21 protein-coding genes are annotated in these 26702 nt (G+C 63.4%); 17 read left to right on the plus strand and 4 right to left on the minus strand.

Annotated elements, in window-relative coordinates; all coding sequences use genetic code 11:
* Nucleotides 1-1071 precede the first annotated feature (1071 nt).
* The 3 genes from MKK53_RS07855 to MKK53_RS25700 all read left to right on the plus strand — a co-directional run bounded on the left by MKK53_RS07855 (nucleotide 1072) and on the right by MKK53_RS25700 (nucleotide 6787).
* Entirely contained in the window at nucleotides 1072-1944 is an 873-nt protein-coding gene (locus MKK53_RS07855) for an RES domain-containing protein (RefSeq protein WP_243928139.1), read from the plus strand.
* Between the two features lie 103 nt (nucleotides 1945-2047).
* Nucleotides 2048-6145 carry a hypothetical protein gene (locus tag MKK53_RS07860; RefSeq protein WP_243928140.1) on the plus strand — a complete coding sequence of 1366 codons (4098 nt, stop codon included), beginning with the start codon at nucleotides 2048-2050 and terminating at the stop codon, nucleotides 6143-6145.
* 345 nt (nucleotides 6146-6490) lie between these two features.
* The gene (locus tag MKK53_RS25700; protein WP_409564290.1) at nucleotides 6491-6787 is read left to right on the plus strand and encodes a helix-turn-helix domain-containing protein; all 297 of its coding nucleotides are present in this window, start codon (nucleotides 6491-6493) and stop codon (nucleotides 6785-6787) included.
* Nucleotides 6788-6974: 187 nt separating this feature from the next.
* Here the strand turns inward: MKK53_RS25700 and MKK53_RS25705 are convergent, their stop codons facing one another.
* Nucleotides 6975-7214, minus strand: coding sequence for a hypothetical protein (locus MKK53_RS25705; RefSeq protein ID WP_409564291.1), 240 nt, complete (start codon nucleotides 7212-7214; stop codon nucleotides 6975-6977).
* A gap of 1298 nt (nucleotides 7215-8512) precedes the next feature.
* Between MKK53_RS25705 and MKK53_RS07870 the strand changes: the two genes are divergently transcribed.
* The 11 genes from MKK53_RS07870 (at nucleotide 8513) to MKK53_RS07920 (ending at nucleotide 21598) form a co-directional block, all read left to right on the plus strand.
* Entirely contained in the window at nucleotides 8513-9457 is a 945-nt protein-coding gene (locus MKK53_RS07870) for a hypothetical protein (RefSeq protein WP_243928141.1), read from the plus strand.
* Entirely contained in the window at nucleotides 9454-10002 is a 549-nt protein-coding gene (locus MKK53_RS07875) for a hypothetical protein (protein ID WP_243928142.1), read from the plus strand. Before MKK53_RS07870 ends, MKK53_RS07875 begins: the two co-directional genes overlap by 4 nt.
* A 449-nt stretch (nucleotides 10003-10451) precedes the next feature.
* The gene (locus MKK53_RS07880; protein WP_243928143.1) at nucleotides 10452-10748 is read left to right on the plus strand and encodes a hypothetical protein; all 297 of its coding nucleotides are present in this window, start codon (nucleotides 10452-10454) and stop codon (nucleotides 10746-10748) included.
* 8 nt (nucleotides 10749-10756) lie between these two features.
* Nucleotides 10757-14215, plus strand: a complete 3459-nt coding sequence (gene mobF, locus MKK53_RS07885) for a MobF family relaxase (protein ID WP_243928144.1) — start codon at nucleotides 10757-10759, stop codon at nucleotides 14213-14215.
* 201 nt (nucleotides 14216-14416) lie between these two features.
* Nucleotides 14417-15349, plus strand: coding sequence for a hypothetical protein (locus tag MKK53_RS07890; RefSeq protein ID WP_243928145.1), 933 nt, complete (start codon nucleotides 14417-14419; stop codon nucleotides 15347-15349).
* 164 nt (nucleotides 15350-15513) lie between these two features.
* A complete protein-coding gene (locus tag MKK53_RS07895; protein WP_243928146.1) occupies nucleotides 15514-16854 on the plus strand; it encodes an exodeoxyribonuclease VII large subunit in 1341 nt (446 codons plus the stop codon).
* Between the two features lie 22 nt (nucleotides 16855-16876).
* Nucleotides 16877-17068 carry a hypothetical protein gene (locus MKK53_RS07900; RefSeq protein ID WP_243928147.1) on the plus strand — a complete coding sequence of 64 codons (192 nt, stop codon included), beginning with the start codon at nucleotides 16877-16879 and terminating at the stop codon, nucleotides 17066-17068.
* A 98-nt stretch (nucleotides 17069-17166) separates the two neighbouring features.
* A complete protein-coding gene (locus MKK53_RS07905; RefSeq protein WP_243928148.1) occupies nucleotides 17167-17565 on the plus strand; it encodes a hypothetical protein in 399 nt (132 codons plus the stop codon).
* A 259-nt stretch (nucleotides 17566-17824) separates the two neighbouring features.
* The gene (locus MKK53_RS07910; protein WP_243928149.1) at nucleotides 17825-18715 is read left to right on the plus strand and encodes an SMP-30/gluconolactonase/LRE family protein; all 891 of its coding nucleotides are present in this window, start codon (nucleotides 17825-17827) and stop codon (nucleotides 18713-18715) included.
* A gap of 65 nt (nucleotides 18716-18780) precedes the next feature.
* Nucleotides 18781-20604 carry a glycoside hydrolase family 15 protein gene (locus MKK53_RS07915; RefSeq protein WP_243928150.1) on the plus strand — a complete coding sequence of 608 codons (1824 nt, stop codon included), beginning with the start codon at nucleotides 18781-18783 and terminating at the stop codon, nucleotides 20602-20604.
* A 31-nt stretch (nucleotides 20605-20635) separates the two neighbouring features.
* The gene (locus MKK53_RS07920; RefSeq protein WP_243928151.1) at nucleotides 20636-21598 is read left to right on the plus strand and encodes a TIGR03885 family FMN-dependent LLM class oxidoreductase; all 963 of its coding nucleotides are present in this window, start codon (nucleotides 20636-20638) and stop codon (nucleotides 21596-21598) included.
* Nucleotides 21599-21850: 252 nt separating this feature from the next.
* Here MKK53_RS07920 and MKK53_RS07925 read toward each other — a convergent pair whose 3' ends face one another.
* Entirely contained in the window at nucleotides 21851-22756 is a 906-nt protein-coding gene (locus tag MKK53_RS07925) for a LysR substrate-binding domain-containing protein (RefSeq protein ID WP_243928152.1), read from the minus strand.
* Between the two features lie 99 nt (nucleotides 22757-22855).
* Between MKK53_RS07925 and MKK53_RS07930 the strand changes: the two genes are divergently transcribed.
* Nucleotides 22856-23482: a LysE family translocator gene (locus MKK53_RS07930; protein WP_243928153.1), complete on the plus strand. Its 627-nt coding sequence runs from the start codon at nucleotides 22856-22858 to the stop codon at nucleotides 23480-23482.
* 163 nt (nucleotides 23483-23645) lie between these two features.
* On the opposite strand, the gene MKK53_RS07935 is transcribed toward MKK53_RS07930, so the two are convergent.
* Together MKK53_RS07935 and MKK53_RS07940 are read right to left on the minus strand one after the other, a co-directional pair.
* Complete coding sequence (locus MKK53_RS07935) at nucleotides 23646-24260, minus strand: NIPSNAP family protein (RefSeq protein ID WP_243928154.1); 615 nt, start codon at nucleotides 24258-24260, stop codon at nucleotides 23646-23648.
* Nucleotides 24261-24515: 255 nt separating this feature from the next.
* The gene (locus tag MKK53_RS07940) at nucleotides 24516-25262 is read right to left on the minus strand and encodes a Crp/Fnr family transcriptional regulator (RefSeq protein WP_243928155.1); all 747 of its coding nucleotides are present in this window, start codon (nucleotides 25260-25262) and stop codon (nucleotides 24516-24518) included.
* A gap of 340 nt (nucleotides 25263-25602) precedes the next feature.
* On the opposite strand from MKK53_RS07940, the gene MKK53_RS07945 reads away from it, so the two are divergent.
* Both MKK53_RS07945 and MKK53_RS07950 read left to right on the plus strand, forming a co-directional pair.
* On the plus strand, nucleotides 25603-25863 hold the full coding sequence (locus MKK53_RS07945; RefSeq protein ID WP_243928156.1) for a DUF6894 family protein: 261 nt from the start codon (nucleotides 25603-25605) through the stop codon (nucleotides 25861-25863).
* Nucleotides 25864-26311: 448 nt separating this feature from the next.
* On the plus strand, nucleotides 26312-26623 hold the full coding sequence (locus MKK53_RS07950; RefSeq protein WP_243928157.1) for a hypothetical protein: 312 nt from the start codon (nucleotides 26312-26314) through the stop codon (nucleotides 26621-26623).
* Nucleotides 26624-26702: the final 79 nt, after the last annotated feature.

Below are 26702 nucleotides of genomic sequence, written 5' to 3' on the forward strand. Positions count from 1 at the left end.
CGGCCCGAGCCATCCGCGACGCGCCGACATCCCGAGACGCCGCGATCGGTCGACGTCGGCACGCAGCGTAGACCGCCTGCCCCCGGGGACGGGCACGTGCGTCACCGCGGCGTGGCGCCGGCACCGCCGCAGGGGCAGCGAACGCTCGGGTGCAATCAGATCAGCGACTTGCGCGAAATTTTGGCTGGGGCGCCAGGATTCTCACCCAGCACGAACACGGCCATTCATTCAGTACAAGTCATTGATTTTACACGCGCTTTAGCTTAGTGCGAACAGGCAGTTGATACGATCCTGCGCCCAGTGCCAAGGGCGCATTCCGCTGCTCCACAAGGGATCGTAGTGATCCGAAACTCGGAGGAATGGACGCTCGCTTTAAGCCTCGGATATGAACGAGTCTTCGTCGGCAAAGCGCCATGAGCTGACATCAGGTGCCTGCCCGAAAGCAGACGCGTCTAGCTAAGGTCGCCTAACCGCTTCCGAGGGGACCCGACGCGGAGGGCAAAGGGAGCGGTTCAGACCCGCCGGAATGCTCAAGGAAGCTCTCGACTGGCACTGACCGGGGGGTTGCGGGGCGGAGCCCAGCAGAAGGGCGCGCAGAGACTTCAGCTCGTCGGTAGAGGAAAGCTTTCAGGGGGAGGATGGTAACGGTCAACATACTGGTCTCCTTTGGTTTTGGGGGCATGCGTTGTGCATGGCCCCTGGCCATCGCCGAGGCCGGGTAAGGGGTGCAAGAAGAAAATCGGAGGGGATCGCCCGCTCTGCAGCTAGCGCAGCGAGTGAAGAGCCGGGAGGCCGATTTTGTTCTTGCGGGGGTGTTGGGGCGGAGCCCTGCCATCCCCGACCAGAGAAACAACCTGTCGCGCCAGCGACGCTCCCGCCTCAGCGTAAGGGATCGTTACCTTCGGCCGAGACGCGCAGCGGCTTGGTGCGCGCAACGCATAGAGCCCGGTCCGGCCTAGCCGGATGCGTACTCGAAAGATTGGCTCTCAATGTCCCGTCGATCACCTGCGTGGCAGAAGCGACAGCCTGCTACGAATGGCACACGGGCCGTGAACCGCTTATATCGGGGGAATGGTTCAGACCGTCACCGAAGCTTTTCCTCCATTGCCGCTGACGGAGGTCGTCGATCTTGTAAATGACTTTGGTGGAATGACCTTAGCCGAGAAACAAGCGTCGATTGAACGCTTGGTTCGGGTGCATCCGACGCTAAATATGGAATGGGGACCGGGTTGGCGTTATAGGCGGTGCCGCAAGCTCGATCCTGGTGTCGTTCCTACCCATGTCGATGAGTTGATTTGGCGTAAGGGTGTACCTGCCCAGCTTGGACGAGCGAATCCCGAGGGCTACGAGGTTCTGTACCTCGCGGACCGGCGCGACACGGCGCTAAACGAGGCTCGCATAGCGCGAGATCCGGCGGTGCTGGCCGAGTTCGTCATTCAGGCTAGCAAAAGTATTCGTGTGGCTCCGATTGGTGAGTTTGCGCAAGTGCAGCGGACAGGACGCGGGCTTCTGGCCGGCGAAGCCTCCGCGGCCTTGTCGAATTTTCTTAACAGCTGCTCCTTACCCGAAGCTCAGTCCTTTCTAATTGCGGACGCATTTCTGCTCGATTGTCTAGTCGGCCACGATGACTATGCGATCTCGTCGCATGTAGCATTGTGCGTATTTAATAAAAACCCAAATGTCAGCGCCATAGCCTACCCCAGCCGGCGTCAAGACGGAGCGATCAACTTCGCAGTAAGAGTTGAAGGATTTTGGGATTCGTGGGCGTTGGCGTCAGTCAGCTATGGCACGGCCCGCCACTTAGCGATGGGCTATTACGATCTGCCTATCGCAAAGGCGGTCGATGAAGTCTACGGTGATGGCCGGCTTCGCTGGCGCGACATGCCGGGCGGGCGGGAAATGTTACTGTTAGGGTCGCCGTTCATCGCTTCCGTCGCTACTTGATATATTTTGTGGTTTTCGACGATGCATCAACGATTATCGATCGGATTCTATAACCGAAAATTTTGGCTGAATTGTCGGCAACAGGGCTAATACTAAAGAAAAAATGAACAGCCGCAGTCATTTTACAACAGGTAATGCCGAAAATGCAGCTCCCGAAGGAGATGCTGCACGCCAAGCTGTCGCCTCGCTGAAGGGATATGCCTATCAAATCTTAGCCAGTGCGCTGGCCTGGGTGGACACTGGACAAAACGAGCACGTCTATCTTGAAGTCGCTGAAGATTATGCGCGAGTGACACGCGATCATCTCTCGGCGGTTCAGGTTAAAGATACCGCCGCCTCGGGCTCAATTACGCTTAACAACAATAATGTTCACGACGCCATTACCTCTTTTGTCGATCTGGTGGCACGCAATCAAAATGCCACGGTCTCGCTTCGCTATCTGACCACCTCGGAGATCGGCACCGAAAAGGCGCTTGATGATCGCCCGGGTGGAATCGCGGGGCTGGAATACTGGCGCAAAGCGGCGATGGGAGCTGATGTCACGCCACTGCGCACCATTCTCGACAGCGACGCCTTCCCAGCGTCGGTGCGGGAGTACGTCCGCGCCCGCGACGACGTCGCTCTGCGCACCGAGCTTTTGCAACGGATTAAGTGGGACGCCGGACAGCCGGATTTCACGGCCCTGCGCGAGGAGTTGGTCGAGCGGCTAATCGTAATCGGCCGGGACCGCTTCAGCCTTCCCGCGGAAGCCGCCCGGCAGTTCGCCGACGTTTTAGCATTCCATGTCCTTCGCAAGAGCATCCTGACCGATACCGCAAAGCGAGTACTCAAACGGGCTGAGCTCTATGAGCTAATCGATGAGGTAGCGCAGGTTTCGGTGCCTCAGGCCGCCTTCAACGCGATGATATCGCAGTTTGCGGGCTTAACCGGCGCGGTTGCCGGTGGTGTAGGGCAGGCGACCGCCCTGGCAGTAAGCGATCCTGGCTGGTTGATCACCAGCCGGACGATGATAACGCCGAGCCGCTTCATTCAGCGCCCTGCGGTACAGAACGCCGTCGCTGAAGCAATCAACACGACGGGGGCGGTGATCCTGTTTGGCGCCACTGGGCTTGGCAAATCGCACATGGCGCGCGTTGCCGCCGAAGCGCGCGCCGACGTTTTCGCGATGATCGATCTGCGTGATGCGGATGCCGCGGAAACCCGGCAACGTCTCGATATCGCTTTCGGCCGTATCGGCGGCCTCGACGCATCGCTCATAATCTTTGAAGATCTCAATCACCTTGATGACCCGAGCGTCGCGCGCGCTCTCAGTCGGGTTATGGCGGCAATCCGCCGCCGCGACCGTGTTGCGCTGCTCACCTGCTATAGTCCGCCTGGAAATCGCGCGCTTACTACGGCCGGATTGGAGCCGCGTTGCATCGTCGGATGCCCGTACTTCAGCGAAGAAGAGACGCAATCACTCGTCCATTTGTATGACGGCGATGCAAAGTTGTGGGGTCCTCTCGCGCATGTTGCCGGTGCCGGCGGCCACCCGCAGCTCACCCACGCCTTCATCGTTGGGCTCGCGGCGCGTGGTTGGCCCCGCGAAGAAATATCCAGCATCATCATGCGAGGCCTGACAAGCGGCGATATCGACGCTGAAAAGGAAGCTGCCCGCAGAGCCCTTATCAGCGCATTGCCCGAGAATGCGCGTGGACTGCTGTACCGGTTGAGTTTCCTAATCGGCCGCTTCAGCCGGTCGACTGCATTGACGCTGGCGGACACACCGCCTCCCATCGCGCAGGCAGGGGAGGCCATGGATCTGCTAATCGGGCCATGGGTTGAAGCCTTGGGAGCGGACCAGTATCGCGTGTCGCCCCTGGCAGGCGGCGCCGGACGCAACATGCTGTCGGCCAACGAACAGCAACGTCTTCACGACGCGATAGCCACGAATATGCTCAGCAGTGGCACCGTCAATGCGAGCGACTTCGATTCACTTTTCATGCATGCGCTGCTTGGAAAATCGGCATTAAGTTTGTTTAGGCTATCGATGAGTGTCATCAGCATGCAAAGCGAAAAACTTGCAGCGCTTGCTGAGAATACAAATGTTCTGCCGCTACTTGACCCGGGGATGTCTCCATATCCTGACGAACCTTCGATCGCCGTTATGATCCGGGCAGCACAATTTAAAATACTCAGCGCTACGCCTGACAAGAGCAAAATAAACGCTGTAGCAGCCGCCGCGATGCGCGATGTTGCGCAAATTTCCAACGGACAGCTGAAGAAAGTTTTAGAAATACTGGTTCGCAGCGCCGTACTCACGACTCTTAATGTCGCCGATTACTTTGATGAGTGGCTGGCGTGGCTGCAGGCTTGGAAGCTTGCCATGGCATCGCCCGGTATCGGCAGCGAGGTGCATGCTGCTTTCGAGGGTACAGCCGAAGCAAGCGGGGCCGCATCCGATGCCATGCTATTCTCACTAGGCACGGGTAGGCTGTCGACCGTCGCGCGTCTGGAAAAGATCATCGACGACCTCGCTGCTCTGGCGCCGGCTGACCGAGCCAATTGGTTGTCACCGGCCAATCCGCTGGGTGCCGATTTCTCCGTACTCATCAACGGGCCGTGGGCAGCTCAGGAGAAAGCCGATGGTTTCGACGCAGCCGCCGCGGCTGACGCGTACGCGCGGATCGCCGAAAAGACGAGAGACTGGGGCATCTCGGCACTGGCGATCCAGCCGTGGATTGCCCGCGCAACGCTGCTCGACGAGCAGCTGAATGATAGCGACGGAGCGCTCGCCGTTCTCGACGAGGCCGCCGAGAGGCTTGGCACCGATCAGCTGATCACACGTGCGCGCGCGAAAATATTCTGGCGACGCGGTGATCACCCTACCGCGTTGCAGATCATGCGGGGCATCGCTGACACGGTGGGCGCCGACAACCCGGTCGAGCGCGCGTTCGCAATGCGTCAAGCAGCCATCAGCGCGGCCAATTGCGGAGATTGGAAACAGGCCGAGGCTTGGTTTGGTGACGCTCAGGTCGCTGCAGACGCATCACAAACGGACGATATGCGCCATATGGCGATCGGGCTTGGCGCCGACGCTGCGGCTGCAGCACTCCGACAAGGCCATTTTGCCGTGGCGTTAGACGGGTTCGCAGTCGCGCTAAAAGCCATGAATGGTGTCGACCCGGAAGCATCGCTTCGTGCCGCGTACCTCCATCGGGTCGTTCGGCACGCGATCCTGTGGGCCAAAGCCGTTTGCGAAGACGAGGCTGTCGATATCGGAGGATCGCCCATTGATGTGCCGCCGGGTTCTTGCAGCAATCCTGATCCTGTCGAATCAATCCGCGAACTTCCTCTCAGCGCGATTGATACGGCTTGGTATCTGCTTGCCGAATGCGAGATCGCGTCGGGAATTGATGTAGGTATCGTGCAATCCCTGCCTCAGGTGCTGACCGACGGACAAATCCCCGTTTTGGAGATGAGCCTATCCAATTCTATCCTGCGGCGCTCAATCGAACTTACTGATCACGCATTATTTGCCGACAATCTTGAACGCTTCGTTCGAGATGGCCTCTTCGTAAATACTCGATTGGATGAGTTGAAAACGAGTTTCACCGCCGTATCACCGCCACGCGGAACGATCACACCAGCCGATCTACAATCGGAGATTGTCGAACAGTTGGCCTGCGATGCCATCCTCGCTTTCGGATTGCGTGCCGTCTACGCTAATCGCACCGGCTCTATGGCACAGCTTCAGGCGGAATTGCGCCGTCAACAGGGTGACGACCATGCCGGCCATACTGTCTTCGCACCTATAGCAACTGGCATAGCGCCCGATCTAGCTCGCACGGTCAAGACAATAATCGACGCATATTTTAATGGTATCGCGCCTGATCCAACCGAAATTTGGCGCAATGGATTTCGTTTCTTTGAGCAACATAGTAGGTCCCCTTTTGGGCAGATGCTTTTTCCCTACTGTGCACAGTGGCTGCGGCAGGAATGGACGCGCACCTTGCATACCCAGCGCTTTCTACTGGTCCAGCCAATGCGTACCGTTCCGCCGATCATGGAGGTTCTAGACAACAAAGTTGATAATAAGGCATTCGCTGCTGCGTTGTTGCTTGCGGCCATCAATGCAACCGGGGTTCGTTTAGCTCCGGCCTATGTTGCCGAACTCCAAGCAGCAGCGCGTTCTGAATCCAACAATAAGCAATCCGGCTAATTGCCAGCATAGGTACGCAGGCTTTGGACCCTCCTCGACGGGCGCGACCTGACGTACAAAAAAGCCCATGCCGCCGAGCATGCATCTCCCAGCCAAGCTCGAAGCCGCTTATTATTAAGCCCCTGCCCGAAACCAGGCATCCCGGACTTCCGCTTAGGGTCAGTTGTCCGCATTCCGCTGTTCAGCTGACGGTACGGAACTACGCGGTGCGCTCAGGAGCGTTTCGCCTGTCGTACCCGCGGTCGTTCTGTGCACTGTGCCGTTAAGCGAGGGCTTGTCACGGCCCTAGTGTCCTCATTGCGAAGTTTCTACGATCATTGGAATGATGATCGTAGAGACGGCGCGATGGGTAAGGCCGCGGTTGGCATCGACCCAACAGAGCCGGAACGGCGCGAACTGGAGTCGCTGGCCCGGGCTCAGAAGACCGAACAGGCGCTGACGCGGCGGGCGCGGATCGTGCTCGCGGCGGCCTCGGGGCTTGAGATTAAGGCGATCTGCACGGCGGTCGGTGTGGATGCCGACACGGTCTCGAAGTGGCGGCGACGCTTTGCTGAACGCAGGCTCGATGGGCTCTTGGACGAACCCCGTCCAGGCGCACCGCGCACGATTGGCGACGAAAGATCGCCGAGACCATTCGCCTGACGCTGGAGACGAAGCCGCCCGGCGCGACCCACTGATCACTGCGCTTCATGGCCGAGGCGGTGGGCTATGCCCCCTCGACGATCCATCGCATTTGGCAGGCTTTTGGTCTGCAACCCCACCGCAGCGAGACCTTCAAGCTCTCCACCGATCCGCTGTTCGCCGAAAAGGTGCGCGATATCGTCGGGCTCTACCTCAGTCCGCCTGACGGGCGCTGGTGCTGTGCGTCGACGAAAAGTCCCAGATTCAGGCGCTGGACCGGACCCAGCCCCTCCTGCCGATGCGGCCCAGTCAAATCGAGCGCCGGAGCCACGATTATACACGTCACGGCACGACCTCGCTGTTTGCCGCCCTCGACATCGCCACCGGCGCCGTCCTCGGCCGCTGATACCGCCCACTGCTCATCCGAGAGCCAGAACAGGTCTGGCATCGCCAGCTCCAGGCCGCAAAACGGCTGCCTTGAATTACAAAACTACAAACCTTGCAACAGCTTGGTGCGGTTCACACCCGAGTTTTGGCAGCCAGCTTCACCGACGTAGCATGCTGGACTGAGCGGGTGCGGCCCAATTTTTTTAAGCGCAGTCGTGCTGATGCCTCCGAGGCTTTGAAGCCGGATCAATGATGTGAATGACCGGTGGATGACCTTCGTTCTCACCGGTGAGAGTCCCCGGCCGTTCGATGGGCTGTGGCCTACGCAGCCACTACTGAGCTCGATCCACCTGACTCTCCCGAGCGTTGCTGACTCACAACACCGAGTGTTGCCGACTCACAACGTTGTCGAGGACCGCGCACCCGATATTAAGTGCTTAAGTAGCGATTCGCGGTAGATTTTTGACCATTTTAGGCCGCTACAAGCCCAAATTTGCCGACGCATACAAATGGTTATCTCGTCAAGCCCTCGGTAAAAAGCAGGCGTATGACTTGCTAAACAATCCGGTGCTGTTCCAAAAATGGGCTGACGGCAATCGAATAGTCGATTCGCCGCCAAGAACGGCGAGATAATCCTGATGAACTGGTCCAGACCGGCTTCTTTAAGTGTGCCCATACCATCTCAAGCGCCACCCTCGGCGATATGCAGAGTGGCTGCTCAAGGTCCTAAACCTGCCATTCTCGGCGACGGTGGGGCGGCCATATGAGCCGCCGTTCAGAAACCCGCAGGGTCATCAAGATGATCCGTGCCGACGATCGCAGGCTGACGACCTGGATGGTGGATAACTTCCCCGTCCTTATCAAGGAGTACGGCTCCGCCAGGCTGGACCTGCGTGAACTCACAAAGGTCGTGCGCACGCTAGGACTGAACAACGATCATGGCGGACCGCTGAGCGAAGCGACGATCTCGAAGACCTGGGCGCGCGTCCGACAGCAAATAGCAGGGGGCGATAAACCTCCAACCGCCCCGAAACCAACGTTCCCGCCCGGCATCGTCGCGCTGGCCTCCTCGAGCAGAACTGCTTCTAAGAGGAGTGACCCTCACGGGGGTGTCTTCAGACCCTCAATCGCCCCGCGGCCAGTGCCGGCTCCCGTCTCGCCGCATGAGGCGCCGACACTGAGCTCATTTTCCCGATCCGGGCCGAGCCAGCCCGCTGTGAGACATCAAGCTCCGCCGCGTCTGAGCGCTGACGAGCAGATCGCAAGGTTCCGCCGCGATCAACGTGCCGGAACTCGGCCGATGCCCGGCACCATCGAAATTCCGACCAAGTGATAGAAGTACTCGAAAGGACAGTAATCATGACCAAGAATAATGGCGCTGCCAAGAGCGGCGCTGCAACCCAGATCTCCGATCCCGCCGCGGCGCGCCTGAATGGTAAGTTCGATGGGATGGGGGTCGCGCGAGACGATTTCGATCTCAAAGAGGATTTACTCAGCAGTACATGCGCCATCCCTCACGGTCGAGGAAAGTCGGGAAAGACATTGGTCAGCCGATTGATGGTAGAGTGCGCGATGGTCGCAGGGCGTCCCCTGAGCTTCAGCGACGCCGATCGCGCCAACGCAGGTCTGAAAGACGTCCACAAGCCTGTCGACGGCCCGGAGAGCGCCAGCCTGCAGGATCTACGAACCTTCGTTCAACGGAAACTCGAAACTCAGCTGGAAGGCAACGGATCGAGCCTGATCGATTTCGGCGCAGGCAATCCGGTTTTTGAAGGGATCCTCGACGAGGTCGATCTCTCTGGCCTAATGAGGGACTACGGCAAGCAACTGCTTATCTTCAGCATGATCGGTCCTGCACGGGGAGATGTCTCATACATCGAACCGTACCTGAACCATCCCTCACTGGCTTCAGCCGACTTCGTCATCTGCTGCAACGAGGGATTGACCGATCCCGGTCGCGAGATCTCGGCGTTCGATCCGTATCTCGAAACGCAACAGATCCGTGCTGCGCTCGAACGGGGTGGCCGCCTCGTACGGCTTCCGCGCCTGACGTCCGCTGAGCAGATCGAGACGCTCGGGCTAACATACCTGGACGCAGCGTTGGGCCGGCCCAACGCCAACGGTCGTTGCCTGGCGCCGTTCGCCGCCGCAGCCACCGCCAAGTGGCTGCGGGCACTGCCCAAGGCGTTCGCGCCCATCGCCGACTGGATGAGCTTCGCACCGATCGGCGACCTCGTTGCCGTCCTCGACAGGGAACTGGCGGCGAAGGCCGCCGCCCGGTCGCACTGGAGGGTCGCGCCGTGACCGATCGTGAGCAGACTGCCGTCTCCCCGCTACCCCCGAGTCCTTTGGAGGCTCAGCTGGCCCGAATCCAGGCACAACTCGAGCGAGCTGGCGTCGTCGCTGGCGAGCCACTCCACGACGTCTTGGTCTCGACCAGCGCGCTCGTGCGAGTGGTCGACCACCAGCGCCGCGTGTTTGTGGCCGACATTAAGGCTCTCAAAGAATTCTTGGGGGTGTACAGCGGAGGCGTCAAAAGTCTCGGTGAAAGCATCACCGGCGCGGCGACGCAGATCGCCGATGATTTGAGGGCAATCAAGCGTTGTACGGCTCAGGTCGAGGAGGTTGCCCGGATGGATCTCCGGTCTCTCCTCGGGCGCGTTGGCTATCTTATGGCCGGCGTTGCCTGCCTCAGCAGCGGCATCGCGCTGCTGATCGGGTGCTTGGGCGGTTACGCGTTGGGGGACCGGCGGGCCTTCGGCAGTCAGCTCACACAAGCCGAGCAATTGCGACAGACCTTCGGGATCGACGTGCTCTCGGCGCAGACCTGGGCTCCTCTGATCGAGTGAAACGACCCGCGCCCATTCGTCCAAGTCTGCATAAGAAGCGGCTACCGTCGGATCGCCGATGGGCGTCGCGTCTGCGAGGTGACCCTCGTGTTTCCGCCACCTGCGATGCCATGAACATCGAAAGATGCGGACATCCCGATCGAACACAGAGCGATCGACCTTGGCAAATCATGCCATTGGAGATCGATCCTGTGCGCTGTCACGATCCTCTCGGCGACCTCTGATCCACGCGCGATGCCTCGGGCGTCACGGGCCGTTCAAAACCAATCTCTGAACGGCCGGCCACTCGCCCCCCAAACGACACTCCCAAACTTCGGACCCGCCCGCGAGGCGTAGGCGACCGGTGGCGGATCTGTGCGCGACCCGCTTCCAACCCGCCAAACCCACCCCAAGAATTCCACCCACAGACCAAGGCACCCCTTGGTGCAGATACGAAGGAGGCGATCGCGATGCCTGGCAAGACGACACCGATCCATCCGGGTGCCGCCGCTCCCTGGACACTCGAGCGCCTCGGCGACCAGCTCTCGGCGCTATCCCAGGCGATGGACGCCCTCATTCAAACCGCTGAAGATCACACCAAGATGCTGGAGCAGGTGCTGAAGGCCGCGGCGGCTCCTGCCGAGAGCAGCGAGTTCAGTCCGCTGAACCGAAACCTCAATCAGATCACCCAGCTGCTGAAGCTCAACGGCGAGTTGCTCAGTGTGATCTGTCGTCAGGTCGGCGGAACATCACCGGCGACGCCCTAGTATCGCCCGTGCTCACCTACCTGACCGGACGGCTCGCCACGCCGGCGCTGGCGCTGGCGCGGCACTACATGCAGGTGACGCTGCCTCCCGATCTCAGGGCGGTCGCCGCCTACTATGGCTGGGCGCACGATCTCGACACCGGACCGGATGCCGGCCGTCCGGCGCCCCGGCTGCGGGCGGATCTCGATCCCCGCTTGGCACAACTCCTCGGCTTGGATCCGGTCACTCTGCTCGACCTAGAGACCATCGCCAACCTACTCGCCGGGCACCGCGCCGACGGCCGGCCGATACCGGGCAAGCGAGTCCAAGCCGGGGAGCGCCTGACTTTCATCGACCTTTGCTGGAGCGCGGACAAATCCGTGTCGATCGCCTGGGCGCTCGCCAGAACTCCTGCGGAAGCGGCGGTGATCGCGCTCGCCATCCGTGAAGCGGTTCACGAGACGATGGTTCGTATGGTCGCCCCCCTGATCGGACGGGCACGCCGAGGCAAGGCCGGAAGCGCCGGCTCCGAGACTGGCTCGATCGCTTGGATTGCATTTGATCACTGGACTAGCCGGCCGACCCCTGGCGCTGCAGGGGATGCCCAGCTTCATGTCCACTGCCCCGTCCTGAACGTCGTCAGAACCACGGATGGTCACGTCGGCGGCCTCGACCTGCAACGGCTGAATGGACGCGTCCACGAACTCGGTGCCATTTTCCAGGCCAACCTCGCGCGGAACCTGCGTCGCGCCGGGATCGCGGTCGCGCTCGATCCCACGCTCGGCTGTGCCCGGATCACCGCGATCCCGGACGCCGTGCGCTCCGCCTTCGCCAAGCGCACTATGATCGGCACGACCGCCGCCTATGCTCAGGCGGGCGAGCTGGGCCTCGATTGGGACGACCTCGAGGAGCGCTCCCGCATCGCCCTGCTGAAACAGGGTGTGCAGGGCGATCCGCGCGCGGCCAAGCGGGACGACCTCGGCGATCGTGTGAGCTGGCAGGCCGAAGCGGCGAGCCTGGGCTACCGGCATCTCGGCGTGCTCGGCACGGAGCCTGTACAACCGATGCCGACCCGAGAGCAACGCCTGGAGCGAGCCTATGCGGTCGCCCTCGACCTGCTTGAGCCGAAGCTGGAGAACGTGGCGGTCCTGCCGGAGAGCCAGGTACGGCTGGCCGCGGCGCGCTCGCTGATCGCCGCCGGGATCGAGGAAGTGGGCGATGTCGAAGGGGTCCTCGAACTCATCCACACCCGTGGCGTCCGCCAGGAGGGCCGTATCGTCACGCTCTTGCCCGGAGCTCCTGGCCCTGACGCAGACGCGACAGGCTGGCAGCGCGGGGCCCGATCCTACACCACCGGACTGCACATCGAGCGTGAAGGCGAGCTGATCGATCTCGTCCGCGAGGCGGCCGCGGAGCGGCGCGGGGCGCTCAGCGCGAAGGCGATCACCGCGGCGATATCGCGCTTGGGCCGGGACTTCTCCGGGACGGCGCACGGGCGCACGCAGCGCGAGGCGATGGACCGGCTCGGGACCGGTGCGGCCTTCACCGCGGTGATCGGCGTGGCGGGCAGCGGCAAGACCACCCTGCTCCAGCCCCTGGTCGACGCCTACACCGCCGCAGGCGCCACCGTGTTCGGGACGTCGCTCGGATGGAAGCAGACGCGCGCGTTGACCGAAACCGGTATCCCGGCTGAGCGCTGTCTCGCCCTGGCCAAGCTGCTGGAGGATGGCGAGCGGGGCAAGATCGTCCTCGGGCCGGACACGGTCGTCGTCGTCGACGAACTCGGGCAGGTCGGCACCCGCGACCTGCTCCGGCTGATGCGGTTGCGCACCACCAACGGGAGGTTCCGGATCCTGGCGGTGGGGGACCCGCGCCAATGCTCCTCCGTGGCGGCCGGCCCGGTCATCGAGCTGCTCCGGGAGGCGTTGGGGTCGGAAGCGATCCCCGAAATCCTGACGACCGTTCGTCAGCGCGAGCAGGACGAGCGTGAGACGACTGGCATGTTCCGGCATGGGCGGGCGGCGGAAGCGCTGATGCGCAAGCGACGCGACGGAACTGCGCGGCTCGTGCCCGGCTCGCCCGCCGCGGTTGCTGAGTTGGTCGCCGACCTGTGGACCGAGCGGCACGCCGAGCACGCCGACGATCCGACCTACAGCCTGTCGGTGAGCGCCCCGACCAACGCCGATGCTCTGATGCTGGCGGGTGCGATCCGTGCCCGGAGGAGGAAGGCGGGAGAACTCGTCGGCCCGGATCACCTTGTCCAGGCGACCGACAACGTCGGACGCAAGTTCGAGGTCACCCTAGCCGTGGGCGACAGGGTTCGGCTGTTCGCACACACGCCGGCCCGGAGTTCCAGCGGGCAGACCTTGGAGATCGGGGTCAACGGCAGCGTGCTGGAGATCGAGACGATCGGGCCGGAGGGCGTACGCCTGCGCGACGCCGGCGGCCGCTCGGGGTCGGTGGCCTGGACGACGCTGCTCCATCCCGACGGCGATCCCGCCGAGCCTCGCTACCGGCTGGGATATGGTGACGTCCTAACGATCGACAGCATCCAGGGCGTGACGAGCGAGGAGAGCATCTTCGTGATGCCAAACGGCTCGGCACCCGTCGATGCTTTCCGTGGCTATACCGCGGCCAGCCGGCACCGGGCGCGAAGCTACCTGATCTGCGGTGAGACTGCGGAGCGCGTAGCGATCGCGGGCCGACGCCCGATCGGTGCCCGGCGCCCCGTGACCGACGACGAGATCTGGGACCGTGTGGCAGCCAACCTCTCACGCGAGCCTACGGTCGTGACGGCAACGGCCCTGGTCTCACGGGCGAGAGAGGTCGCTGCCGACGCTCGGCGGACGTTGCCTCTGGCGCTGGCACCCCTGGAAGCCTGCGCGCAGCGCGGCCTCACCCGGGTCAGCCTGAGACGCGGATTCGCGCGCGGCCGGGAGGTCGCAGCGCTGACGGACTGGGCCGAGACGATCGCGGAGCCGATCGCCCGTCAAATCACCGACACGGCCGCGTTGGCGGACGCGCTGCCCCACCGACAGGAGGGCGCTGTGTCCCGAAAGGCGACCGACGGGCCGGAGCCAGGTGGCTTCGTTCGCGGACGCATCCTGCGACGACTGGAGATATGGGCGGAGGGAATCGGCGAACTGCTCGAGCGGCAATGCGCCGAGATCATGGGTTTGACGGCTGGTCTCTCCGACCCGGACCGCGATGTCATGGTGAAGCCGGGACGTCTCGCCCGGCAATTTGCCCGATGGCGGGAGATTGAGCGCCTCGACGGTTGGGGGCGCTCACTCACCGACTGGCTGGATTTGCAAGTCCGGACGACCCGCGCAATCCTCACGGCGATCTCGGCGAAGTCCCTGAGCAAAGGGAGCGGCTCCGCCGCTGAACAGGCCCCTCGACCGATCGAGGTGGGAGAAACGAGGCATCAGCGCAAGCAGGCGAGACGGCGTCGGGGGACGAAAGTGGACTCCGGATTAGAGATCTGATGGGGCCACGAGCCGCCGCTCGTCGCCCAATCTCGCGATGCTCGATTGGAGTGAGAAGGGGACCGGAAAGATAGGGGCGAAGGCACCTCCGCTGAAAACCCCGGGAAGAACGGGACGAAGACCTCAGGCAGCGCTCGAAGAGCACCCGCCTGATGTCGACGAGGCTCCTTCGATCCTCTCTCCAGATTACGGACACCCAAAATGACAAATGATCACGTGCTCTCGGGCGCGAACGAGCCCGGCCGCCCGCACGAGCCGCCAGGCTTGCAGGTTCGCGCCCGGGTCGAGCGTCCGCGCCGGAATAAGGACGGCCTCGTCCTCGAGCTTCAACCCGTCGATCCCGACCGTACCGGACGGCTTCACGCCTTCCTCTCCGGCGACCTCATCCGCCAGATTCAGGACGCGACCGGCATCCTGCTCGATCCCAGTGCCATCTTGGGCGAACACGAACTCAAGCTGACCTTCGTGGCCGAGCCGCTGGGGAACCTCACCGCGGGGGTCGCCGGCTTCGTGCGCGACGCCTTCCTGACGGGATGGGCCGAGCAGGACGCTGTGGTTCGGGATGGCCTGGAAGCCGACTATTTGTGGGTCCGGCAGCACGACCTGCCGATCCCGCGCCGGCTCCGGCGGGTGTTCCTAATCGAGCCGGATGACGGCGCTCAGCACCCGCTGGTCAATGCCCTCGCCCATTGGTGGGATCAGGGCGCCATCGAGCTGATCCGACATCCGATCGCGTTCGAGCAGCCGGGCTCGGTCGCCGCGCTTCGGCATGCGTTCGATTGTGCGATCGATCAGTACGAGTGGGGTTCCCTGGACGTGGTGGTCGTGGACCCGGGCTGTGGGTTCGCGTTCCGCGAGCTGTCGGACGACGGGCTGATGCGTCAGGTCGCCGTTTTGCCGGTGCCGGTGATCACGCGCCGCGCGTCGTCGCCGACGCTGCTCGACGGCTTGGCCCACCGCTGTTTCGATCACCCGGACGAGATCCTGGCCTTCCTCGCCGGCATCCTCCGGCAGGAGCTGCGGATGGCCGACCGGGCGCGGCTCGATGCGATCGCCGAACTGATCGAGGCGATCCCCAAGCCCACGCGCAAGGCGAAGACGCCGCACGGCAAGCCCGGGCCGCTGTTCGACTGACGCCACCCTCGACGATCCGGCCGCCGGCATGCTGGCCGCCGGACCACTGCCCCATCCCGACCTAAGCGAAAGACACCATGCGACACCACAGATTCTTCCGTACGACCCGTGGGGGGCCTGTACCCCCAGCTCACCCGGGGGATGTCCGTCCTGCCCCCATCCCGATGGACGATGCACAGTCGGCCCGGCCCGCCGACGAGGTCCGCGAGCTGCGCGACCTTCTTGGCTGGCTGCGCCAGCGCCTGCGTGGCGAGTACACGGTGCGGGCCAGCGTACTGACCGTCGAGCCTCACGGGTCCGACGGTCACCTGCTGCTGCTCGGCGAGGCCGATCCCGGCGGCGGCGGCGAGCCGCCCCGGCTCAAGGTTTGGCTCGCCGCGGCCGACTTCGCCGCCTTCCGGGATGCGATCGGCGAAGCCCTCGATCCAGCTGCCCTGGTGAACAGGCGGATCGTGGTTAGGCTGCAGACCAGCCTGCGCCAGCGCTACGGGCGCGGGGCTGGGGTGCAGGCCCGGGTCACCGCCGTGATCTCGGTCGACGCAGTGTCGATCGACGGCGAGATCGAGCGCGAGCGTACGCTCCAGCGCCTACGGCGCGAGGGGCGCCGCTTCGGCCCCGGGACATGGGTGGAGCAGGAGGATCCACGCCATGTTGTGCTGATCGCCGCCGAGTTCGGCGATGCCCGTCGCGACGTCGAGCACGTCCTGCGCCCGCTTGAGGAGAACGGCCTGATCCAGCTCCATAGGATCTGGGCGACGTTCGAGGGATCGTCGGCGGAGCGCTCGTTGAGCGAGGCGTTCGCCCGAGTGGGCGAGCTGCACCGCGATCACGGCCTGTCGGCGACCCTGGTATGCCGAGGGGGCGGTCCGGTCGAGGGGTTCCAGGCCCTCAACGCCTACGCGACGGTGCGCGCGGCCACCAGGGTTCCGAACCTCGTCGCCGGACTCGGCCATGCCGGGACGCCGCTCACCGCCCTAGACGCGGTCGCGTCGCGATCGGAGCCGACCCCGACGGCCGCGGCGATGCTGGTGCGCCGACTCGTCGAGGCCACCGGTGTGCGGGCCGACCGCGCGCTCGCGGCGTTCGACGCCACCCTCGCGGAGGATCTCGAGGCGGCCGGGCGCATCGCCTTGGCGGAGGCCTTGCAGGGCTTCGCTGCGAGCCTGGGCGATCTCGCGGAGCTCGCCGATCGGCGGCTGCGACAGCTCAATCGGGGCGTGGAGCGCAGCCTGCTGACCGGCCTCGCCGCGGCAGCTGGCATGGCGACCGGCGCGACGGCCGAGATCGAGCCGTCCGCCCCTCCCGTCGAGGTGCTCGGCTTCGGCGACGGAGATGACGACGAGGACCCACCCTGGGAACCGGGGTGGGCGCTGGTGACGGCGGCCGACACCGGCCTCGTCATTGAGCGCTATCGAGAGCTTAAGTCCCACATGCCGCTATTCCTGCACTTCCGCGACGGGACGATCTTCGTCCGGGTCGTGCCGACCTTCGTCACCTACAACTGATCATACATCGAGGAGTTAGACCATGACCAAGACCCGCTCACCCGAGACGCCGAGCTTCCTGACGGCAGTCCGGCGCATCGAGGCGCTGACCCGGGAGATCCAGAAGGATGGCTTGGCAGCCTTCGAGAAGGCCGAGGCCGCCTATGTCGAGGTGCAGGACCTGCGCGCCGTGCTGAACGCCCGGATCGCTGACCTACGCCGCCGGTCGGCATAGCCCGAGGATCCGCGCCACCGCCGATGCCATCGCATCGGCGGTGGCGCCTGAGGGAACACATCCGCGGCGCCCGTCGCGGAAGCCGCCTCGGGAGAGGCATGGGTACCGATCCAAACCCCGGAAGGGCCGATTACTTCTGCCTTGGACAAAGCGTGCAGCTATGGTCGGACGCGTCGCCTAAAAACGCCGTTCCGGACATGCTCTTGTTGGAACGGATGACAATCTTCGAGAGCCACCGGCCGTATCGGGAATTGGCAGACGCAAATGCGGACGGACTGATTGCGACCCACACCAGTCGCTTGGACCGCCTCACCGACAAGCCTGAAAGCAGACGTATATTCCGCCCTTACTCTGGCAGTGATGCGCCATTCGCTTTTGTCGATAGGGCTGAAGGTAACGTCCTCGGCCGCGTCGCGCGTCATGACGTCCATGGACCGAGCGAAGATGCTGTGCGCCACGGCCAGGACCAGCATCGCGAGTATCCCGTCGCGTTGTAGGTAGGGCTGCTCGCAACCCGCGGTAAGGAGCTCTGGTAGGTCGAGCGCGCGATGGAAGTGGGAACGCCAGATGCGCTTGGTGTCGCCCAAAGACCGCCCACTTATCGGCACAACAGACGAATGCGTTAGATGAAGTGGGGATTAGAAGCAATTCTGATACGTGTGTAGCGATCAAGGCTATCTGCGGCAAGTTATCGAGGATTGGGAACTAGCCGATTGTACACGCGTCATCGCTCGACCGTGGAGAGCGAGCTTGTCAATGACTGAGCAGTCGGTGGTCATTCTGGACGGTACCCGGTGCCACCTCGGCGAAGGGCCGAGCTACGATCCCGCGACCGATACCGTGTGGTGGGTCGATATCCTCGAATCCCGGCTGTTCGAACGATCCCTTGATCCGGCAACGACGCGGGCAAAGATCCATGCGCTGCCGGTCATGGCGAGCGACGTCGCCGCCATTGATGCAGACCGTCATCTCCTCTCCGCCGACGATGGACTGTACGTTCGGACAATCTCGACCGGCGATCTGGGCTTGCTTTGCCCCCTTGAAGGAGACATTCCCGGCAACCGCTCCAATGACGGCCGGGTACATCCGAGCGGTGCCCTTTGGATCGGCACCATGGGGCGGAAGGCTGAGCCAGGACGTGGATCGATCTACCACGTAGCCGGATCGCAGATCACGCGCCTCTATCGCGGGTTGACCACACCCAACGGCATCGCCTTCTCCCCCGACGGGGCCACGGGTTACTTCGTCGATACCGCCGAAGGCGTGCTTCGGCGCGTGGCCCTGGATCCAGCCACCGGCCTGCCGCGGGGCGAGCCCGAGACGCACTACGATCACAGCGACGGAGACGGTGGCATCGACGGAGCAGCCACCGACGTGGAAGGTCTGATCTGGACGGCGCGTTTCGGGGCGAGTTGCCTCGACGCTTACAGCCCGTCCGGCGAGCGCGTCCGCACGATCCCCGTCCCCGTGCGGCAACCGACCTGCCCCACCTTCGCCGGACGCGCCCTCGACCGGTTGCTGGTGACCGCCGGCTACGAAGGCATGGACGAGGCAGCGCGAACTGCCGATCCCCATCACGGCCGGACACTGCTGGTCGATGTCGGTGTCCGAGGACTGCTCGAACCGGCGTTTCGCCTCGCCGTCTGACCTCCGGCGATCCCTCTCATTCCCAAACCGAACGAGCGCCGCGAGAGCGCCGCCGAGGAGCTGCCATGCCTGTGCCCGAAGACCGTGCCTATCAACCGATCGAAGCCTACGCGCTGCTCGGCAATTGCGAAGGCTGTGCCCTGGTTGCCCGGGATGGATCCCTGGATTGGGCTTGCCTGGAGCGGTTCGATGCCGACCCGACCTTCTCGCGGCTGCTCGACCGCCGGCGGGGCGGGTACTTCGTCGTTCGCCCCGAGGGTGACTACGAGACGGCGCGGCAATACCTCAGCCGCACCAACATCCTGCAAACGACCTTCACCACGGCGGACGGCTTCGTCCACCTCTACGACTTCATGGTCGGTCCGGAGGGCGGCCAGAGGCGCCCGCGGCTTGTGCGCCTCATCGTGGGACTATCGGGATCTGTCCCCATGATCGCGGCCTACCGCCCCCTGGCCGGCTTCGCGGAGACCTTCGCGCCGCTGACGGTGCGTGACGGCCGCATCACCGCCGAGGGATGCCCCAGCCTCTCCACCGACGCCCGGTTCGAGACCGAGGACGGGGTGGGGGTCGCGCGCTTCACCCTGTCGGGTGGCGAGAGCCGGTCCTTCGCCCTGTATCTCGGCGAGCCGCCCGCGACGCCGCCGGACGCCTACGCCTTGATGGAGGACGTGCGCCGGACCTGGGCCTTGTGGACGCGGGACTCCGCCTATGTCGGCCCGCTGGCCGACGAGTTGATGCGGTCGGCCCTCGTGCTCAAGACCCTGACGTACGAGCCCACCGGGGCGATCGTGGCGGCGGCCACGACGTCCCTCCCGGAGGAGGTCGGCGGGATCCGCAACTGGGATTACCGCTTCTGCTGGATCCGGGACGCCTGCCTGTCCTTCTACGTCCTCAAGAAGTTCGGCATGTCCCGCGAGGCGGAAAGGTTCTTCGAGTTCGTCTGCGCCCTGTGCGACCGGGAGGAGGGACAGCTTAAGCCGCTCTACAGCATCTCCGGGGAGGCCGACCTGGAAGAGACCGTGGTCGAGCACTTCGAGGGCTGGCGCGGATCGGGGCCCGTCCACCACGGCAACGGCGCGGCCGACCAGCATCAGGCCGACGCCTACGGCCAAGTGCTCGACCTGTTTTATCTCTACGAGCGCCTCGGCGGCACCCTGCCCGAGGGCCTGCATGGGCATGGGGCGCGGCTGGCGGACATCTCCGCCGCCCACTGGCATGAGCCCGATGCGGGGCTGTGGGAGCCGAGGAAGCCGGAGCAGCGCTACCTGCACGCGGCGATCATGAACTGGGTGGCCCTGGATCGGGCGATCCGCCTGTTCGGCCCCCGGGAGAGCTGGCGCGCCGAGCGGGATCGCATCGTCGCCTTCGTCAACGGCGAGGCGGTGCATGCGGACGGCTACTACCCGCAATATGCCGGGGGCGGGGATGTCGACGCGGCCCTGCTCATCGCACCGATGGTGGGCTTCCCCGTCGACGAGGCCGTCTTCGCCCGCACGGTCGATGTCATCATCGAGCGCCTGGGCCATGGCCAGCTCGTCTACCGGTACAAGAACGACGACGGCCTTCCCGGCAAGGAGGGGACCTTCGTCCTCTGCGCCTTCTGGCTGGTGGATGCGCTCTTGTGGCTCGGCCGGGAGGTCGAGGCCCGGACCCGCTTCGCCGCCCTGCGGGTGCTTCAGAACGATGTCGGGCTGATCGCGGAGCAGACCGGGGAGGACGGCGCATTCCTCGGCAACTTCCCGCAGGCGTTCAGCCATCTCGGGTTGATCCACTCCGCGCTGATGCTCGACCTCTACGAGCACGGGGGACGTGCCGCCGTGCAGGGCACCTACGCCGACCGGACCCTGCGGGAAACCGACACCCGGCGCGCGCCGACGATCGCAGCGTGAACGGTATCAAGGGAACAAGAGGGCAAACACTGTGACACGGATCGGCTATCACGTCTCGCACGAGCAGCATGCGCCCTCGGCGCTCTTGGGCTACGTCCAGGCCGCGGAGGCGGCGGGCTTTGCCTGCGCCATGTCCTCGGAGCACTTCCGCCCCTGGAGCCTCAAGCAGGGTCATTCGGGCCACGCGTGGTCGTGGCTCGGCGCGGCGCTGGCGACGACCCGCTTGCCGTTCGGGATCATCACGGCCCCCGGCTACCGCCACCATCCGGCGGTCCTGGCGCAGTCGGCCGCGACGCTGTCCGAGATGTTCCCGCAGAGGCTGTGGCTCGCGCTGGGCTCGGGCCAGCGCCTCAACGAGGACGTCACCGGGCTGCCCTGGCCGGAGAAGGCGGAGCGGACCGCCCGGCTGGCCGAGTGCGCCGCCGTCATCCGTGCCCTCTTCGCCGGAGAGACCGTGACCCATCGCGGGCGGGTGACCGTGGTCGATGCCAAGCTGTATTCCCGGCCCGAGCGCGCGCCGCTGCTGATCGCCGGCGCGGTGACCCCAGAGACCGCCCGACAGGTCGCACGCTGGGCCGACGGCCTCGCGACGGTGGGGATCGACCCGGCCAAGCTGCGCAAGGTCTTCGACGCGTTCCGCGAGGGAGGAGGCGCGGGCAAGCCGATCTTCCTGCAGACGAAGGTCTGCTGGGATCCCGATCCGTCCCGGGCCCTAGCCCTGGCCCATGACCAATGGGCGAGCAACATGCTGGAGGGCGACGTGAACTGGGACCTGCGCCTGCCGGAGGATTTCGACACCGCCTCGCGCTTTGTGCGGGCGGAGGATGTACCGGGCTACGTGCGCATCTCCGAGGATCTCGGCCGCCAGACGGCGTGGCTCGCCGAACTCGCCGAGCTAGGCCCCGCCGAGATCATTGTGCATCAGGTCGCGGGCGATCAGGCTGCGTTCATCGAGGCCTTCGGACGGAAGGTTGTACCGGCCTTTGCTCATTGATTGAGAGGCCGTTCTGCTGATGCGTGCCTCAGGTAGTATCGAGCAGCTAACGATAGTCCGCTTCGCGGCTGTGTGGTGCTCAAAGCGGCAAGACTGCTTTCCACCCTCAGCAGCCCTCCCGCTCGCGACCCAACACAGTCGTAGGGACCGCCATCAGCGCTTCCCGAAAGCGGCCATTCGCCGGCCGTCCGGCAACTTCGGCTCGGGGTGGGAAGCCGACCTTGGCCGATCGACCTGAAGCAGACGTTCTTTTTACGACCCACCCACGCAGTTCTGTTCGATCAATTCGAGGACCGTATCGACTAGCGGGTTATGATGCGCTGTGGACCAGACTAGCGCGGTGACAACAATCTCAACGCGCTCCTTCAGTGGCCGGAAGACGACGCTCGATGGAGCAAGCCTCTCGGACCTCGACGGGACGAGGGCGATCCCCTGACCGCAGCCCACAAACGCGATCTGCGATGTGACGGAGCGGACCTCATGCAGGATGCGGGGCGAGAAGCCGCCATCCTGGCAGGCGGCCAGCACCCTGTCGAAGTAGACCGGGCTCGAACGGCGCGCGAACATCGCAAAGTCCTCCTGCGCCAGCATAGCGAGGGGAACCTCGGGCATTGTCGCGAGGCGGTGTCCCTCGGGAAGGACCACCGCAAGCCTGTCCTGCGCCACCGGCCGCGACTGGATCGTCTGACCGAGCACCCCTTCGAGCCGAGCGAAGGCCAGATCGATGTCACCAGCTTCAAGGGCCGGGACCGCCTCGACGCTGTCGATCTCTCTAATGGCTACCGTCAGGTCGGGATGCGCGGTCCGCAGAGCGGCGACCAGGGGCGGTATGTCCTCGACCAGCGCCGCGTTGATGGCGCCGATGGTGAGTGTCCCGGTCCGACCGGCCACGGCCTCCCGTACCGCGAGTTCCAACCGCCCCGCCTGATCGACGAACTTGCGCACGGCCGGGAGGATTGCGGCACCTGCCGCCGTGAGCCGAACACCACGACGGTCACGGGCGAACAGCGTTGTGCCGAGGGCCTGCTCCAGCGCCTTGATCTGCTCGGTGAGGGGCGGCTGTGACATCCCGAGCCGTTGGGCTGCACGCCCGAAGTGGCGTTCCTCCGCGACGGCCTGAAACAGCCAGAGATGCCGAAGCAGGCGGAAGTTGACCATCGGCGATAGGCTCAGCGGATCACAGACATTCGATCTTCGTATTTTACCTATCGAAGTGGCGGTGAGAAGAAGCGCTGAACCCGCGCCCTGCGAGGCCCCATGCCCGATACATCCACCCTCACGGCCTACCTCATCGTCATCCTCGGCTTGGCGGTCACGCCAGGGCCGAACATGATCTACCTAATCTCTCGCTCCATCGCCCAAGGGCGGACGGCCGGTATCGTCTCGCTAGGCGGCAGCGCGCTCGGCTTCATCGTCTATATGGCCTGCGCTGCCTTCGGCATCACAGCGCTCCTGATGGCCGTGCCACTCGCTTTCGATGCGCTTCGCGTCGCTGGGGCGGGCTACCTCATGTTCCTGGCTTGGCAGGCGGTACGGCCCGGCGGACGCTCACCCTTCCAGGTGAACCGGCTTCCGAGCAGCGGCAAAGGCAAAGTCTTCACCATGGGCTTCGTAACGACGCTCTTGAACCCGAAGGCCGCGCTGCTCTACCTCGCGCTGCTACCGCAGTTCGTCGTTCCGGGGCACGGCAGCGTGCTGGGCCAGACCCTTGTTCTCGGGCTGATCCACATTGCCGTGAACCTCAGCTTCGGCGTCGTCATCGCGAGCACGGCCGGCGCCCTCGCAACGGGTTTGGCAAAGCGTCCATCTTGGTTATTGGCCCAGCGTTGGGCTATGGGCAGCCTACTTGCCGCCTTCTCGATCAAGCTGATCTCAGAGGCGTAGGGGGCGCTCTCCGAAAGTATGTCCGCTTCGATGCATCCGCGTTCGGAAGCGGACAGTCGCAAAACCACCCCAAGCGGTCGCTCCGCTGGCGACAATGTCAGTTATCCTGACGGCTGCCAACGCAATCCGAAAGCAGTCATCTGCGAGCCATTCTGAGGACTGTTTACGCCAGAGGAGATGGCCCCTGTGGAAGCGCAATAGTCGAAGTCCCTTCGGCAATCTGCTCGGGGCCTCCCTCAGGCGGCCATACACCAGCACCATAGGCCCAAGAGCGTAGATCGGCCCGCTCCTTCAAGTTCGTGAAGCCCCAGATGTGTGTGATCCGCGGTGCTCCATCGAGGGCGTACATGTTCGTGACAAGATGCTCGGTATACTCATGTGCCGGTGTGATAGCGGCTTCCCAGCCTGCGAGCGTTGGCAGCAGCCCGCCCGGCTTCAGGTGGTAAGTCCGGAACTCGTACACCCCACCCCGGTCCCCGGTCCGGATCGGCGGCAGAAAGGCAAGTGGCGCGTAGCTGTCCATTTCCAGCGCCGTCACCACGCTCCCCGCATTGAACGGGTTAGCGCTCAGAAGCGCCCGGCGGCGCTCGGCAGTCATATCCTCCGGTGCCTCGAACCCACGCAGCACGATCAGGCGACCGAGTGTTCCTATCTCGGTCCGCCAGCAGCCAAACAGTTTACCCTTGGCCTCTGCGTCGTTCACCCAGTCATAAACGCCCTCGGATGCTCGACCGACAGCTAGCAACGGGCACGAAAGGGTAGTGAGTTCGTAGAGCATAGGTACCTCGGCGTTGCACTCTCAAGCCCAGAGCGCGCCATTCGTTTCAATGGGCCGAATCTGCACCTGCCATGGGTCGGAAGCGGGGAATATCGCTACGTCCGCGCTCGTCCGTTGCCGACCGAACCTGGTCGTGCGAGCAGTCGTCGGCGCTTCCCAAAAGCGGTCATGGGTCAACCGTCCGACAGCTTTGGCTCGCGACGACAAATAATCCACGACCCTCCATCCTGAAACTGACGTTTCACAGTCGGCGAGCTACGGCGTACCCCAAAACGGACGCTCATCCTCACTGCGCCGGTTCAGGTGAAGGTACTTCGGGTCGAACTCGGCGAAGGCCCTCAATCGCTCCACGTCGGGAATGCGCACGCGCTTGCTCTTCCACTCAACCAACCCCTGGGCTCGCAGATCCTGAAGAACCCGGTTTACATGCACATTGGTGATACCCAGTGTGTCGGCAAGATCCTCCTGAGTAATCGGGAACTCGAAGCTGTCATTGCCCGCTAGGCCAACCACCCGCAGTCGCACGTGCAACTCGCAGATGAGATGCGCCATCTGACGGTCGGCTTCACACTGGCCCATGTTGACGAGCCACGCCCGCAGCGTGCCCTCATCGACCAGCGTCGCCCACCAGAGTGCCCGCGTGATGCGAGGGTGGTGGGCCGTCAGATCCTCGATGGTGGAGCGTGGAATGTCCACAATGGTGCAGCCCCAGCCGGTGCCGATGCTATGATCCATTTCGCCGAGGATGGCCACGTGCAGGTCGCAGAAGTCGCCAGGCGCCAGGAAAGCCATGATCTGGCGTCGCCCATCTCTGAGCGTCTTGTAGCGGCAGGCGAAGCCCTGCATAACGAGATGCACATCCTCAGGGCGCTCGCCTTCGGGGCTGATGTCCATATGCCGCGCAACGCGCCGGGTCGTACCGGTAAGGTGCTGGAGGACAGCGCGGTCTTCGTCTGTCAGTTGCGCTCCGTGTTCGAGCTTCATGATCAGCGGATTGGACATTCACCCCCCCGTAATTCGGCCGCCCTTATAAAGGGAAGTAGCAGGGCATCTTTCAGGTTTCACCGAATCATAATCCCACAGTTAACATAGAGCGATACTTAGTAGTTCCCAAAACTTTTTTACGACCAAAGCCCAACAGATATAAGACGAAAATTTCTCTAATCGATTGATGCACGGCGGGATTTTAGTTGAGAAAATTCGGGCATCGAGCGTACTATTAAAACATAAATTATACCGCTTGTAGATTGTATGTGTTTTAGTTGAGTATCGCTGGCTGGTCGATTGTAGGCGCTAGCGGCTGGGTGAGGCGAGTGCTCCCGCCTGCAACCCGGAGGGTTTGATGCCTCGTTTCTTTTTCGACACCTACGACAGCATCATCGTCATAGATGATGTCGGCCAAGACTTGCCCAATGAGGACGCGGTGCGGGAGGTTGTCCGCAAGACTTTGGCCAGCATGCTCAGAGACGAGCACAAGGGTCGACCTGCCGCTCAGTTTCGGGCCGAAGTTCGCGACGAGGCCGGCATGAGCGTACTAACTGGGTCGGTGCTCATCGTCATTGATAAGTCGCCGGAGCGTAAAGGGGCAGAGGCTGCCCAGTAGCCGATCCTCAACCGAGCATCTCCGGGTCACGCATTGGGTCATGAGAGGGCGTGACGTCGATATCCGCCCTGATACATTATCGCCCGAAAGCGGACGGTCGCAGTTCCACCACGAGTCGCCATTCCGCACTCGACCCAAACAGCCATCCCGGGGACGGAACGGATACCCTGAAAGCAGTCGCTCTAACCGCGTGAGAGCACCTCTTGGCGTGAGGCGGCCAATGCGTCCTCTGGTGCTACCGTCCATCTAATACCTATTGTAACCTTAAATCTTACGCTCGTCCGTTGCGCGCAGGGCAATCATTTTTCAACAGTGAGGGTGGTGAGCTGGGAACAGAAGAGCGCCTCGAAGCTTCCCGCCAATATACCCGCAGCGTGTGATTGCGGGCGAGCGGGATGTGCACGTGCTCTTGCGAACTCTTATCGTTGTCACCGTAGTGAGTTCCGCTATGGTCGGTTCAAGCAGAGCTCAGAGTCAGGAAAAACAGGCCTTGGCCCTTCTCCGAGCCTCCAGCGCGCAGTCGGCGATCATCACCTTCTGCACGAAGCATTTTAAGATCGACAGCACGACCGCACTCAGGATCTCTCAAACTGCCCGCGATGTTGCGACGGAGATACTCGGTAAGGAGCAATCAGAGGCCGCTTTCAAAAGCGAGTTGGCGCGCCGCTTCGACGAGGTGAAGGCGGTCGGTGAGCAGCAGTGGTGTGCCGATCAGCGGATGGCGCTTGCAGGCGATGAGGTGCAAATATTCCGAGAATGAATATCCCATCTCCGGTAGATTTTTTCAAGCTAATTCTGACGCATTACAGCCCAATGTAGCCGTTTATGTTGCCATGATC

The sequence above is a fragment of the Methylobacterium sp. J-076 genome, from assembly GCF_022829405.1.
Classification (GTDB): domain Bacteria; phylum Pseudomonadota; class Alphaproteobacteria; order Rhizobiales; family Beijerinckiaceae; genus Methylobacterium.